The organism is Elstera sp., from assembly GCF_044372965.1.
Classification (GTDB): Bacteria; Pseudomonadota; Alphaproteobacteria; order Elsterales; family Elsteraceae; genus Elstera.
The window spans coordinates 1-12490 of the sequence record NZ_JBILQX010000098.1 but is presented as its reverse complement, the minus strand read 5'-3'; the positions used below and the strand labels follow the sequence as shown (position 1 = coordinate 12490).

Genomic DNA, 12490 nt, shown 5'->3' with positions numbered 1-12490 from the left:
CGCCAGCGCGCATGCATAGCCGTTCGCCGGGCTCGGGGCATACGGCAGGGTTTCGGGGCTCCAGGTATTGCCGTTTGGGGTCGACCAAACGGCATAGAGACCCACGGCCATAAACAGCCCGTCATGATAGATTAATCGCGTAAAACCGCTGCCCCCCGGAAACGTCCCGCCCATTGACCAGGATTCGCCATTGTCGGTTGAGATCGCGGTGACGGCGGTATTGCCGTTGGTCGGCAGATTGCCGAGCGCCACCCACCGCCCCGCCCCATCGGTCGCCATCAGGTACCAATAGGCCAGCACGGGGGCGTTCACCACGCGCCATTGCGGCAGCGGCGGCGCGCCCCCACCGCCGATTAGCCGGTTCGTGAGCGTGCGCATTATTGCTTCCACACAATCGTCGCGTCCCAGCGGTTTTCGCCCGCGTGAGCCACCAAGTTAATGTAAGTGCGCATATTGGCTGCCGTGAGGATGGCAGGACCACCGCCGCCGTTCCAATAAATGGTTTCTCCGCCCGCAGCGTTGACGGTCAGGGTGCGTCCGCCCGTGCCATCCTGATCGATGACGATTGTAATCCCCAAACCCACATTCACCCCCGCCGGGCGGGCGGGCAGGGTCAGCACCGTATTGCCGGTGAGCAGACCCCGGTAGATGTTCTGGTCGGTATAGGGGGGGAGAACAACCGACCCACTCCAATTCGCCCGGACCGTTTCCGCTTCAAGAATCCCCGCGAGCGTGCCGCCCTTCAGCGTCCGCCCGGTAAAGAGTTGCGCCAGGGTGGTTTTCCCCGGCAGCCCCGCCGCCGGACCCGCAAGGATTAAATCACTCTCAAGCGGATTGGCGCGGGCCGCGTGGGCGTTCAGCCAATCGGACAGCGCGACTTTCGACAGAACGCCCAGCCCGCTCGCCACCATCAGGCTCGCGCTGCCATCGGCAAGCCCCGCCTTGCCATCGGGCGCGCCCGTCATGCTGAGCAGCGCCCCGCGCGTCACGCGGGTGTGGGTCGCCGTCGAGGCGTCAAAGAGCGCCAGTTGATCGGCGTCCGCCGCTGCGCCCGCAAGCGCGGTAAGATTATTGATCTGCACCGCGCCCGTAAGGCCAAAGACCGATAACACCGGCGATCCGGGCGGGGTGAAATCATAAAACCGATTGGCGGGCTGATCGGTGACAACATAAATACCCGGCGGGGTGGCCTGGAATACCAGCGTGCCCGCCGGAGTTTCAGCAGGCAAGGCCAGCCGTTCGGCCTCATTGGCCGGAAATTGCGGGTCAAGCTCGTAGTTGATCTGGGGAATAAACGCCGCCGAGATTTTACCCCCGGTAATGCGCGCCGCACCGCCCTCCACGTCCCAACCCGCCAGCGCCACAGCCCCAAGGCCCAGCAGGCCCCGCGCGCCCGGTGCATCCAAAGCCGCCAGCAGCGACAGGCCGGTTGCGCTGGCATTGGTGAGGCTCAGCACCCCGCCCGCTTTTGTCAGCAGCCCATCGCCCAGCAATTGCGACAGCGCGGCGACGAGCGGCGGAATAAAGCTTAGCTCCGTCCAGGGGTGCGTGTGGGCCGAAGGTGCCCAGGTCGACGGCAAACCTTGAATATTGCCCAACTGAATGGGGGGCAGTGCGCCAAAGGGAAGCTGGCCGTTCTCATCATAGACCACGGCCCCGCCGGGGCCACCGACGCCCAGCCGCGCCGCATCCCCCAACTCCAGCGCCCCGCGTGCGCTCGCCGCCGTGCCCGCCGCCAGCAGCGTGCCGCCGAACGCGCCGATGGGCTGCACCACCGCAGCGCCGTCGCTGTTCCGCGCGAGCAGCCCCGCGCTATTCAACGCCAACAACCCGGTCAGGAAGGGAGTTTTTGGCTGAGCGTTGCTGAGGAGGGTATAAATCTCCTCCGTCATCGTATCGATTTTAGCAAAGGCGCTTTTCAGTTTTTCGCCGTCATTATTGGCGGGAGAGCCAAAGTTTAGGGCAAGCCGTGCCATGATTATTACCTCACGAAATAAAGAGTAAGTGTGTCGGTTTCGGCCATCGTGACCCAACGGTCACCCATCGGCTGATCGGGGAGCGCCGGGATTTGCCCGAGCAGCCCGACCAACGCCCATTCGGGGCGCTGGCTGCGCGGCACGTAAGGCAAGGCCGGGTCATAATCCGGGTTGCGTTTGGGCGTAAGCGCTGCCACCAGCGTCACCGCGCCGCTTTCGGGGTCGGTTTCCTCACGCTGGATTTCCTCCAGAATCGGCTGCCCGAAGGCATCCGTTAGGAACGCTTTGGACCAATGGTGTTCGGCTGAATTGCCGATCACCCCCGGCGCGCCCGCCGGGCGGGTGATACCGAGAATATTCCGCCGCGCGTCTTTCGGCGTGGCGACGCGGACTTTCCCGCCGTCCAGCACGACCGAAACCCCCGGCGGAATCGGCTGACCATCAACGGTTTCAAACCATTCGGCATAATCGGCGGGCAGCAGGTTCCAGCTTCGGGCCGACCCATTGCCCTGCATATCGACCTGAAACGCGAGGCTGCCGCCATCGCCGGGCGCAGGAACAGAATTGGCGCAGCGGATAAAGTTTTTCCCGGCAATCGCCGGGCCGGGGCCGCTGCTTTCAATCGCCGTGATGAAATTGCCGGTGCCGGTGCCCGCGTAGACCACGAACAGCCCATCGCCGCCGTTTGCGCCCACCGCACCATCGTTCACACCCAAAAGCTTGCCGTTCCAGGTCGCGGCTGACGATCCCGTTTGCGCCGGGCGAATGCTGGTACCCGAGCCAATCGCAACCACCCCATCGGGAATAGCGGGTCCATCCCCACCTCCACCGGTCGGGGGCGGCGGTACGGGGGCATTTAGGGTGAATTTGCCACCCTTAATCGTACCGGTCACATTGCCGCCCTGCTGGACGTACTCGAAACTCTGGAAAGCGTCGTCGATCAGCCGCGTCGTACCCGCTTTGATGGCATCCCACAAATCAAGATCGCGGCCCTTAACTGCTACAATCCCGCCCTCTTGGAGCACCCGCATGATGTTTTCTTGCAGGTCGTTCAGCCACCCAGCCGTCACCACCGTGGGCACCGTCCCGTTTATCGGGTTGCCCTCGGTAAAGCGCCGGTCGGGTGTTGCGCCCTCCCCATCAATCCTATGCATATTTAAACCGCTCCATGAGGTCGGGGCAGAGCACGTTCCAAACGAGGAGCGTGTGCGCCGGTTTGTTTCGGTTGAGGAGGCAAAGGAACCAAACGAGGTTATCCTCGTAGATCCGCAACGGGTCGCCCGCGCGGCCCAAAGCCCCGATTTGCGCCGGGTGCGGCTTCGCCCCGGCCCTGAATTTGATTTCTTGCGCGCCCGGCGGGGCGCTGGCGGGATCGCAGAGGCAGACCGACCACACAAACCGCCAATCATTGTTCGACAGCACCGCCCCGGCATGCCCGTAGAATTCCGACTGCAAGCGCCGCCCGACGACAAAGCCGGTCGGGGCCGCACCCGGCGCAGCCGGATCGCTCGAAGGCCGATCCGGCCCGGCCCGAAACGGGCGAAACTCGCGCACGCACAGGCTGATGCCAAAACTGTCGCGCGCCAGGTCCTTATAAACCTGGATTGACTGCCCGCCCCGGTGGTTGAGTTTCGCCACGACGCGCCGTTGCCGGGCTTCAATCGTCGATCCGCCCGGCGGCTCGCATTCGTCCGGCAGGCCCGTTACCCGCTCCCAATCGGGCAAAAGCTCGACCGAGTCGGATGGCACCGCCTCGCGCGCCAAATCGCAGCCGCGATTGTGGGCACGGGCAAGCTCCGCCCCGAAGGCCAGCAGCAGCCGTTGCAGCGTGCTTTCCGGTCGGCGCGGCCAAACCGGCCCCAGCGGCAGCAGGTCCGCCATCATCTGCCGATAATCCTCATCCGTCGCACCGCAGGGGATCAGCAGTTCGGGGGGGAGCGCTGGAATTACAGGTTGATCCATGTAATCACCCCCAACACCGGGATTCCGGCGGCATCGGCCATAATGGCGTTGCCATATTGATCGTTGGTAATGTCCGGTCCCGTGGGCGGATAGACCACATGGTCCCACTCGCCCAAGGCCGTGCTGATCGCCTCCCGAATATGGGAGATCAGCAGCACGCCGCCGGGCGCGCCCTCGCGCATAAAGAGATCGAGCAGATTGGCCCGCACCGCGTTTTTCACCGCCTGGCTGGGCGGCTTGAGGCGAATGGTGAGGTTGATCGCCACCGACTGCAGGGCAAAGACGAACACCCCCACCGTCACCGGGCGGCGGTCTTCGATGTAATTGAACACCAATTGCAGCTCGCCATCGGTCGCGGTGCGGTCCCCGCCCGCGCCGTCTTGCCACATTACCGCCACGCCGACGGTGCCGAGGCCCATTCGGTGCGGGTAAATCCAGGCGCGCGATACCCCCGGCACCGCCAGCGCCCAAGCCAGATAATCATGCACCGCCCCGCCTTCCGGCGGGCGCTGAATGCGCGCCAGCAGCCGCTCGCGCAAACTCTCGTCGCTCTCGACATCCGCGCCGCCACCCCAGGCAGTCTCGACGCGGGCATCGGCAAAAATCCCCGGCAGCGCATTAACCAGCGACAGGCGCGCGCCAACGGGCAGCGTGCTGCCTGCCCCCGCTTCCGCTGCCCGCGCCGAAACCAGCGCAAAGCCGGTGGGCGGCAGCGTCACCTCTTCGGTCGCCTCGACAATCACGGTCGGCAGCGCCTGCCCCTCGGCATCGATCCCGCCCTGCCACGCCCAGGCCGTACCGATGGGCACCAATGCCCCGGCAAAGCCGGTGACGCGCACCTGCCCAAAGGCGCGGGCGGCGGGCTTACGGCTTACCCCCCAAATGGCGGCCCACCGGTCGAGGTAAACCCCCTCCGCCGTATCGGGGAAAATCTGGCGCGCGAGCCAGGTGAGATAGCCATAGAGCCCATCCACCGCGCCCGCGAAAACCCTTGTCAGCACGCCCAATACCGACCGGCGCAGGGCGGCTTCCGCGCCCGGCAGGCGGGCGGCAATATCCTCCCCGATCCGCGCGACCATCTCGCGCAGGGGAGGCCGATAAAACGGCATGGGGTAAATCCCTAGTGGAGGGTTAACAGCCTTTTTTCGGATGCCCGAAAAATGGTTAAGCTATTGCTTCAGCTTAAATAAATCGGACCACGCCCAATCGAAGCGCCCCTGCCACAGCGCCCCGCCCGACCGGGTGATGGTTACGTAAAGCTGGATCGCCTGAAACGGCGTGCGTTCCACCTCGAAGGCCAGCGCCGTGGCGACGCCATCCTCCAGCAGCCACGTCAGCGCCTCCTCGGCGTAAAACCGCACCCGTTCGGCCACCGCCGGGGTCCATTTCTCGCGGGACAGCAACCATAGGCGCGAGCCGATCCAATCGGCCTGACCTGCGGGCAGCGCCGGTAGGGTTGGGTCCGCCCACCAACCGCGCCGCCCCGACAGGCCGGGCACGGCGTCGCCTTCGGCCCCGCGCCAAATACTGATACCATCGGGCAGCGGATCATCCACCAACGCCCGCCGGTCCGAAAACAGCGAGATCAGAACCGCCGTCTTTAGATCCTCATCGCGGGCAAGATCGGGGATCGCGAGGGACAGATCACCGTCCCACCCCTCGCTTGACCAGAAAATCTGCGGGTCCATCAACCAGCCCTCACATTGGCAGCGCCGCTGGTGATTTGGCCGGACTTGCCGTCCACCACCACGCTATCGCCCACCCGCGCCACGGGCCGAAGGTCGCCCGCGCCTAAACGCACGTCCGCGCTCTCGACCACTACCTGCGGCGCGGTAACGGTCACCGGGGCGGGGCTGGTGATGCTGATACCGCCCCGCCCCGTCAGAATCTCATTCCCGTGCTTATCGCGTACCCGAATGCCGTCGCGGTACAGGTAAACATGCTGCTTTTGATCGTCGTAAATCGCCACTTCCCCGGTTTTCAGCGGGCCAAATCGGTGCCGGGCGTCGTCGGTGGCGACGATCACCTGATGGGAGGGATCACCCCCCAAAGCAATCGAAATGCCCTCAGCCCCCGGCAGCGGGCGCGACGCGAACCCATACCCCTGAAACACTTCGGTCTCGTCGCGGGTCTCCTCGGCAAAGCGCTGGGTTTGCGCCACCTGCCGCCCCTTAATCAGCCGGGTTAACCCCAGAATCGCCCGCGCCGCCATGCGCCCGCCCCGCCGGGCCAGGGGGCCAACGGCGCGGGAGAAACTGTCTTGATCCAAAGCCTATCCCCTTACCGATGTGGCGACCTCGCCGCGCGGCGCAAACAGCCCCTGGCTCTCGCTTTTGCCGTTCGCCTTGCCGTCCGACCCGCGCCCGCCGCCGCTTTTAGGCTTTTTGGCCTTCAGGGGTTCGGGCTCAAAGCTTTCTTGCGGCGCGAGGGTGAGTTTCGTCACCATGCCCCCTTGCCCATCGAGGCTGAATTCTAGCCTGCCGACCACAAGGCTGCGGTCGAGCGCTGCAAGAGGGTCGAGCAGCCACACGGTGCCATTGGTCTCCCAAAGGCTCCCCGTATCTGCCCGCCAGCCGGGTACGGTGTAGGTTAGGTCGATGCTCTTACCCAACCGATGGGCCACCTCCCATTCCGCCCGGCCCTGCACCCCGCCCGCCTCCGCTGCCGTTTCGGCCTGCACCACCAGCAGCCGATAGCGCGGCACCCCGGCATCGCGGGCAACGCCTTGGGCCGTTGCGACCGAGGCGGCACGCGCTGCAATATCGTCCCGCTCGTCCGGGGCTACAGCCGACCCATGAGCCGTTGGGCCATCGCCGTCATCATCGTCGGGGTCGGGGTCGAGTTCGTCATCGTCGGAGGTGCGCCCGTAGCTGTCGCGGTGCAGGGCGGGGGATTGTCCAAACACCCGGACTTCTGAGAATCGCTCTTTGACGCTGAAACTAGCGTCTCCGGCAAGGATGGTGCGACCGAGTTCGAGCGTGCCTTGATTGCGGCCGCCGCCAGGGCGGGCAAGGATGAGATTTCCCCGCGCGTCGTCGCTCGCCAAAAGGCCGCGCAGGCGGCACAACCGTTCGATAACGTCAAAGACTTTATCCCCTTTTTCAACCGTTACTGCGGGCAGCGGATCACCGCTATCGCCCATCACCAGCACCGTCACGCCGTAAGGCCGGGCCAGCGCTTGGGCCACCTGGGCCAGCCGTTGCCCGCGAAAATGCCCGCCGCTCGCGCCGGAGGGGGCTTGCGCTACCGGCTGCGCTTGGGCCGCAAGCCCGGCAGTCCGCGCGTTTGACGCGCCAAGCGCATCGGGGGAGCTTTGCCCCCGCACGCTGCGGGCAATCTCGCCGCGCTTATCGAAGAGACCGGACAGCGGTTTTTCCGTCGACGCGGAAGAACCGCCGCCGCTCGCCACCGCCGAATAGGAGGGATCAACCGAGCAATCGACCAGATCGGCGGTTTTGGACCGGCCCGACACGCGAATGGTGTGGCTGGTGGCCGTATAGCTCACCCCCACGTCATCCACATAGCCGGTCAGCACCACCTCGCCACTAATGGCGATTTGGCAGGGCGCGCCGCAATAAAGCCGCGCCGGGACCGTCACCCCGTCCGGCCCCCGGCTTTTGTCGGTCAGGCCAAGCGAAAAATCTCCGGCGGCATGATCGAGCGCGCGGGAGATGCGAATCTCGGTCCAACCCTCTAGCGCCCCGCCGTCGAGAATCAGCGTTACAGGTTCTAGTGGTGGCACAATCACCTGGGTCATCCTCACCCCCTAGTCTCTAGATCCTCGCCCGCAGGCAGCGCGAGCGGATGAACCACCCGGTTGCGCGCGATGATATCGGCAGCTTCCCGCTCGTCCTCGCGCCGGTCATAGGCCAGCACCACGGCAGGTAAGGGGGCTTGCAGCCGCACGATTTGCACAGTGGCAAGCCCAGCAGCCCGGTTCAGCGCCGCCGTTGCCCCCAAAGTTTGGGCGGTGAGGGCCGCAATCAGCGCTGCCGAAAACCCCTGATCGGCGTCGGTCGCTTGAATAAACGCCGCATCCCACACCTGAACCCGGTCGACCTGTTCATCAAGGCGGGCAATCAGCGCCTCGCGCCGCCCGATAGCATCGCCCGTACTCACCGGCGCATAGTCGGTTAGGTGGCGGGCCTGTTCGATCAGCACTGCCTGCCCCAGCAAATCGGCCAAAGCCGCGCGGTTGCCGGTCAGGGTTTGCCGGTCGGTGGAGCGCGGCCAATTGGCATACCAGCCTGGCTGGGCCGACCCGCGCGGATAGGCCACCCCCGTGCCCATCTCCCCCCAGCGCGGCGCATAGGCGAGGGAGGCGAGAGAGCGCAGCAATCCATCGGCCTCGCCGGTCCCTGAAACCTCATCGACCAGCCCGGCGATAATCCCCAGCAACCCCGTGGCGAGACCATCGCCATCGCCGATGATCTGGCGATCTCCAAGCGTCCAATCCCCCAGCAAGCTGCCCAGAATCACCCCGCCGCCGGAAGCGATTCTGCCGTTATCGCTAGCAACCGCCGCGAGCCCCGCCAGCAACCCGCCCCATTCCTCGCCCAAAGCATCGGTCACGAGGCTGGAGAGTAGCCCGCCACCGGAGCCGCGCGTGCGCCAGCGCCCGGCAAAACTATCCCGCGCCGCGCTGCGCGCCGCCACGGTCCGCCCTGCGCTGGCGTTGGGGTCGTCGGCTGCCGTCGCCGGATGCACCGGCTCCCCCGCCTCGGCAAAGCTCAAGGAAATGCGGCAAATGCCGCCTTCCTCTTTACTTTCCGAAAACTGCGCCAGGCTCGCCAGCACCATTTGCTGCGCGGGCCAGGTGGGCAGTTGCAGGGTTCCGGACCCACCCTGTTCCAGCGCCGCAACCAGCCGGTCGCGCTTGTCGATGTAATCCTTGCCCAACACATAGGCGGTAACGGAAAATTTCCGCTGCGACCGGCCCAAATCTTGAGACGAAGGCAGGTCGCGCAACGGATATTCGTGCAGCACTACCCGCCGCCCGGCCTCCAATTGCGCGCTATCCACAAAAAACGGCACACCGCGAAAACTCGCGGGTTTCAAACGGTCGCGCCAAGCCATGCTCTACCCCGCCTTCAAAAACCTGCCTTGACACGTCACACCAAGCCAAAGGCCGGGCCAAGATCGGGCCGGAACGTCAGCCCCGGCGTGTCGGTCGTGGCTTTTTCCACCACCATGCCCGGCGGCTGGTTTTCAAACCGCACCACCATTTCGCCGCCGATTTGGGTGCGCGCCGAACCCGCCGCCGCAGGCGGCAACAGCCCACTACCCTCGCGCACGCCGCCCGAATTGAAAATCGGCCCGCCCCCGCCTGGTCCGCCGGGGACGGGTGCCGAGGAGCCGCCGGAAACCGTGGCCCCGATCAGCCCCGCCACCGCGCGAATCGGCATCGCCAGCAGGTCGATGACGCTGCCGACCGCATCGGTAATCCAGCCCCACAGGCCCGCCCAAACCGATTTAATCCCGCCCCAGAGCGCGCCCATCCAGCGCCCGCCAATATCGGCAAACCAATCGACGAGGCCGCCGAAGAGATCCTTGATGCCGCCCCACAGCCGCCCAAAGAAGGCCGAAAGCTCGGACCAATTGTCGATAATCAGGTAAACCGCCGCCGCCAGCGCCGCAATTGCCGCCAAAATCCAGCCGATGGGCGTTGCCAGAAGGGCAGCCCCGACCGACAGAATCGGCGGGATCAAGGCCCCCAAAGCCGGAACCAACCCGGCCAAGGCCAGCGCCAGCCGCCCACCGATGCCGACCGCGAGCGCGGCCACCCGCAGGCCAAACCGCGCGAATCCGCCGGTTGCCGCCGCAAGCCCCGGCAATAGCCGGGTGAGCGAGAGGGCAAACTGCGTGGTGCCGCCGACCACCGAAACCATCGGCCCCAGCAGCCCGGTCATGCCTAAGGCCAGCAGGGTTAGGGCATTGCCCCAGCCGCCTAAGAAATCAACCACCTGCTGAATGCCCTGCACAAACTCGGTAATCCCCTGCAACACCGCGTCAAAATCGATCTGCTGCAACCACCCCGCCAGCCGTTCAACGAACTCACCGGCCTTGGTCGCAATCAACTCCCGGTTTGCCGCAATCCATTCGGTGAGGCGCAAAACCAGGGGTTCCAGATAGGGAATAACCTTAACCGCAATACTGCGGGCAAGGCCCTGGATAGACTGCATCAGGGTCGACACGTTATCGCCGAAGTCTTTCACCAGGGCGATTTGCGCGTCAGACAAAGCCAAGCCTAAGCGCTTAGCCTTGGCCTCCATTTCGGCCATCGCCTTCGAGCCGCCCGCGAACGCGGGCAACATGGCAGCGCCGTTTTTGCCCAGCAGCGCCATCGCCGCCGCTGTTCGCAGGCTTGGGTTTTCGATTTTCTCGAACCCATCGGCAAGGCGCTTCATCACTTCTTCGGGCGAAAGATTTTTAAGGTCCGCCGCCGAAACGCCCATTGCCTCAAACATCTCAATTGCTTTTTTATTGCCGGAGCGTGCTTGAGCGATGTTTTTATTCAGAAACTTAAAACTTGTACTGAGGTCCTCGGTCGAAACATTGGCTTGTTCGGCAACGTAATTTAAGAGTTGAAACTGTTCCGCGCCAACCCCTGCGATTTCTGCCGCTGTCGCCATCGCGTCGGCATAGTCGGAGGTGGCCTTAACCGCGCCTAATATCCCCGCAATCGATGCGCCCCCGAACAGCGCCGCCGCCGGAGCCGCAAGCCCCGCCACTTGTCCGGTGATCCCGCGCAGGCTACCAAGCACCCCGCCCAGCCCAGCTTTAAGCTTATCAAGGCCCTTGGTACTGGCGAGCGCCGCCAACGCAAGCCGGGCTTTTGCGGCGGCAGCCGTGATGCCGCTCAAAGACTGCTGTACCCGGCGAATCGGCGCGGTTGCCCGATCCACCGCCGTCAACAGAATTTTGATTGCGGCGGAGATATTTGCAGCCATCCGAATACCCCCGAATTAACCCAAATAGGGTAAAATATCTCTTGCGCCATAACCCTATTTGGGTTACAAAAAAGGCATGGAAAAACGCACCGCTCATCACACCCTAGCCACCGTCCGCGCGCTCTGCGCTGAAGGAAACGTGATGCCCACCAAAACGTCTCTCAAGACGGCAGCCGGGTTGGGCATGACGCGGGATGACATGGTTGAGGTTGTTCAGGCGCTTACGGTTGCTGAGTTCTACAAAAGCATGACCAGCTACGGCGATCACACCCAATGGCAAGACGTTTATCACCCCAGCGTTGAAGGCCGGAAGCTGTATCTAAAACTAACCATCACCAGCGGTTTACTTATTCTTTCATTCAAGGAGCTTTAATCATGAAATGCCCCACCTGCGGCCAAGCCGACCTTATCCGAGATACGCGCCCCATGTCGTATGACTACAAAGACAATCAAACAGTAATCCCAGCCGTTACCGGGGATTACTGCCCCGCGTGCGAAGAGGTTGTGATTGATAAGGACGACGCCCAGCGCGTAAGCGAAGCTATGCTTGCTTTCAACCGCCAGATTAATGCGCGCCTTGCCGATCCTACGTTCATACGGCGGGTCCGGGTAAAACTCGACTTAGATCAACGTCAAGCCGCCGCCCTCTTTGGGGGTGGGCATAATGCCTTTAGCCGCTATGAAACGGGGGTTACAGCGCCGCCGGTTGCCGTAGTCAAACTGCTGACGTTGCTTGACCGGCACCCCGAGTTGCTGGCGGAAATCCGCTAACGTTGCGCCTTATGAATGCGCAGCGCGTGCCGCCGAAACCAGTGATATTGCCGGGCCGTCAGCCCCTCAACGTCCGTGGGTGACCAATGATGGAGGTAGGCGAGATCGCCTACCCCTTCTTCCCACCCCGGCCCCCACTCGGTAACAAAGGGGTGAGCGCCTCCGCAATCTGGCCCAAATCCGCCGCGTCGATTTGTTCGGCGCTGCTGGGAGGAATATTAAAAGCCCCGGCAATCAGGCCCACGATTTTAGCGATTTCGCCCGTCGCACCATCCATCAACATGAGTGCGCCCAGGGTTAGCCGGGTCGGAATCACGAATTCGGTGATTTCCTTGCCGTACGCCTGAATGGGATGGGTTAACTTAATGATGTTTTGCGCCGCCATCTTAGGCTCCCCGCATCTGTTCGGTGATTTCCATGCCCTCGAATTTCACCGAGAATTTCCCATCTTCGGTTTCAATCGAAAGCTCCGACACCAGCCAAGCCTCGGACAAAACATAGGTTTTGCCGTTGGCAAGCTCGATGGTCACAGTGGCGTTTTCTATTTGGGCGAGCTTTTCCAGGGAAAGCTCGCCCCGGTCCGTCACCTCGCCCTCGACGGACGGGATGGCGGGTTTCTCGGTATAGCCGTGGACCCGGTCCTGCCCTACCACCCCTTCGCGGGTCAGTTTGGCGAAATTCACCTTCCAGCCGCCGCGCGCCCACAGCATTTTGCCGTCGACGCGCACATAGATGGTTCCGGCGATACGGTTCGAGAAAGCTTGCCCGGTGCCGCCATTGGCCCGGTCGGAGGTAAACCCCGTCATGTGTTATACTCCAGCCGGAATTGCA

Annotated in this window: 14 protein-coding genes; 2 read left to right on the top strand and 12 right to left on the bottom strand. The window is 63.7% G+C overall.

Annotation, left to right across the window (positions count from 1 at the left end):
* From ACIQ36_RS12750 to ACIQ36_RS12705, 10 genes are all read right to left on the bottom strand, one after another.
* Positions 1–378: hypothetical protein (locus tag ACIQ36_RS12750; protein WP_395829804.1), on the bottom strand; the 378-nt coding region annotated here is incomplete at its 3' end.
* Positions 378–1976 carry a hypothetical protein gene (locus ACIQ36_RS12745; protein ID WP_395829802.1) on the bottom strand — a complete coding sequence of 533 codons (1599 nt, stop codon included), beginning with the start codon at positions 1974–1976 and terminating at the stop codon, positions 378–380. The genes ACIQ36_RS12745 and ACIQ36_RS12750, both read right to left, overlap by 1 nt.
* Positions 1977–1981: 5 nt before the next feature.
* Positions 1982–3130: a peptidase G2 autoproteolytic cleavage domain-containing protein gene (locus ACIQ36_RS12740; RefSeq protein WP_395829800.1), complete on the bottom strand. Its 1149-nt coding sequence runs from the start codon at positions 3128–3130 to the stop codon at positions 1982–1984.
* Positions 3123–3938 carry a YmfQ family protein gene (locus ACIQ36_RS12735; RefSeq protein ID WP_395829798.1) on the bottom strand — a complete coding sequence of 272 codons (816 nt, stop codon included), beginning with the start codon at positions 3936–3938 and terminating at the stop codon, positions 3123–3125. Before ACIQ36_RS12735 ends, ACIQ36_RS12740 begins: the two co-directional genes overlap by 8 nt.
* Complete coding sequence (locus ACIQ36_RS12730) at positions 3923–5047, bottom strand: baseplate J/gp47 family protein (RefSeq protein ID WP_395829797.1); 1125 nt, start codon at positions 5045–5047, stop codon at positions 3923–3925. Before ACIQ36_RS12730 ends, ACIQ36_RS12735 begins: the two co-directional genes overlap by 16 nt.
* 60 nt (positions 5048–5107) lie before the next feature.
* Entirely contained in the window at positions 5108–5626 is a 519-nt protein-coding gene (locus ACIQ36_RS12725; protein ID WP_395829795.1) for a phage GP46 family protein, read from the bottom strand.
* Entirely contained in the window at positions 5626–6207 is a 582-nt protein-coding gene (locus tag ACIQ36_RS12720; protein ID WP_395829793.1) for a phage baseplate assembly protein, read from the bottom strand. Before ACIQ36_RS12720 ends, ACIQ36_RS12725 begins: the two co-directional genes overlap by 1 nt.
* Before the next feature lie 3 nt (positions 6208–6210).
* The gene (locus ACIQ36_RS12715; RefSeq protein ID WP_395829791.1) at positions 6211–7695 is read right to left on the bottom strand and encodes a phage baseplate assembly protein; all 1485 of its coding nucleotides are present in this window, start codon (positions 7693–7695) and stop codon (positions 6211–6213) included.
* Positions 7696–7697: 2 nt separating this feature from the next.
* On the bottom strand, positions 7698–9014 hold the full coding sequence (locus ACIQ36_RS12710) for a DNA circularization protein (RefSeq protein ID WP_395829789.1): 1317 nt from the start codon (positions 9012–9014) through the stop codon (positions 7698–7700).
* A gap of 35 nt (positions 9015–9049) precedes the next feature.
* Positions 9050–10888: a hypothetical protein gene (locus ACIQ36_RS12705; protein WP_395829787.1), complete on the bottom strand. Its 1839-nt coding sequence runs from the start codon at positions 10886–10888 to the stop codon at positions 9050–9052.
* A 76-nt stretch (positions 10889–10964) separates the two neighbouring features.
* Here ACIQ36_RS12705 and ACIQ36_RS12700 point away from each other — a divergent pair, with 76 nt between their 5' ends.
* Positions 10965–11261, top strand: a complete 297-nt coding sequence (locus tag ACIQ36_RS12700) for a type II toxin-antitoxin system MqsR family toxin (protein WP_395829785.1) — start codon at positions 10965–10967, stop codon at positions 11259–11261.
* Between the two features lie 2 nt (positions 11262–11263).
* On the top strand, positions 11264–11659 hold the full coding sequence (locus ACIQ36_RS12695) for a type II toxin-antitoxin system MqsA family antitoxin (RefSeq protein WP_395829783.1): 396 nt from the start codon (positions 11264–11266) through the stop codon (positions 11657–11659).
* 109 nt (positions 11660–11768) lie between these two features.
* Here ACIQ36_RS12695 and ACIQ36_RS12690 read toward each other — a convergent pair whose 3' ends face one another.
* Entirely contained in the window at positions 11769–12044 is a 276-nt protein-coding gene (locus ACIQ36_RS12690; protein WP_395829781.1) for a phage tail assembly protein, read from the bottom strand.
* A gap of 1 nt (position 12045) precedes the next feature.
* Positions 12046–12465, bottom strand: coding sequence for a phage tail tube protein (locus tag ACIQ36_RS12685; RefSeq protein ID WP_395829779.1), 420 nt, complete (start codon positions 12463–12465; stop codon positions 12046–12048).
* Positions 12466–12490: the final 25 nt, after the last annotated feature.

Bases quoted from the DNA above. Each gene is read 5' to 3' on its own strand.
- ACIQ36_RS12710 (WP_395829789.1), bottom strand. From the start codon at position 9,014: ATGGCTTGGCGCGACCGTTTGAAACCCGCGAGTTTTCGCGGTGTGCCG.
- ACIQ36_RS12745 (WP_395829802.1), bottom strand. From the start codon at position 1,976: ATGGCACGGCTTGCCCTAAACTTTGGCTCTCCCGCCAATAATGACGGC.
- ACIQ36_RS12695 (WP_395829783.1), top strand. From the start codon at position 11,264: ATGAAATGCCCCACCTGCGGCCAAGCCGACCTTATCCGAGATACGCGC.
- ACIQ36_RS12725 (WP_395829795.1), bottom strand. From the start codon at position 5,626: ATGGACCCGCAGATTTTCTGGTCAAGCGAGGGGTGGGACGGTGATCTG.
- ACIQ36_RS12715 (WP_395829791.1), bottom strand. From the start codon at position 7,695: ATGACCCAGGTGATTGTGCCACCACTAGAACCTGTAACGCTGATTCTC.
- ACIQ36_RS12740 (WP_395829800.1), bottom strand. From the start codon at position 3,130: ATGCATAGGATTGATGGGGAGGGCGCAACACCCGACCGGCGCTTTACC.
- ACIQ36_RS12730 (WP_395829797.1), bottom strand. From the start codon at position 5,047: ATGCCGTTTTATCGGCCTCCCCTGCGCGAGATGGTCGCGCGGATCGGG.
- ACIQ36_RS12700 (WP_395829785.1), top strand. From the start codon at position 10,965: ATGGAAAAACGCACCGCTCATCACACCCTAGCCACCGTCCGCGCGCTC.
- ACIQ36_RS12685 (WP_395829779.1), bottom strand. From the start codon at position 12,465: ATGACGGGGTTTACCTCCGACCGGGCCAATGGCGGCACCGGGCAAGCT.
- ACIQ36_RS12735 (WP_395829798.1), bottom strand. From the start codon at position 3,938: ATGGATCAACCTGTAATTCCAGCGCTCCCCCCCGAACTGCTGATCCCC.
- ACIQ36_RS12705 (WP_395829787.1), bottom strand. From the start codon at position 10,888: ATGGCTGCAAATATCTCCGCCGCAATCAAAATTCTGTTGACGGCGGTG.
- ACIQ36_RS12690 (WP_395829781.1), bottom strand. From the start codon at position 12,044: ATGGCGGCGCAAAACATCATTAAGTTAACCCATCCCATTCAGGCGTAC.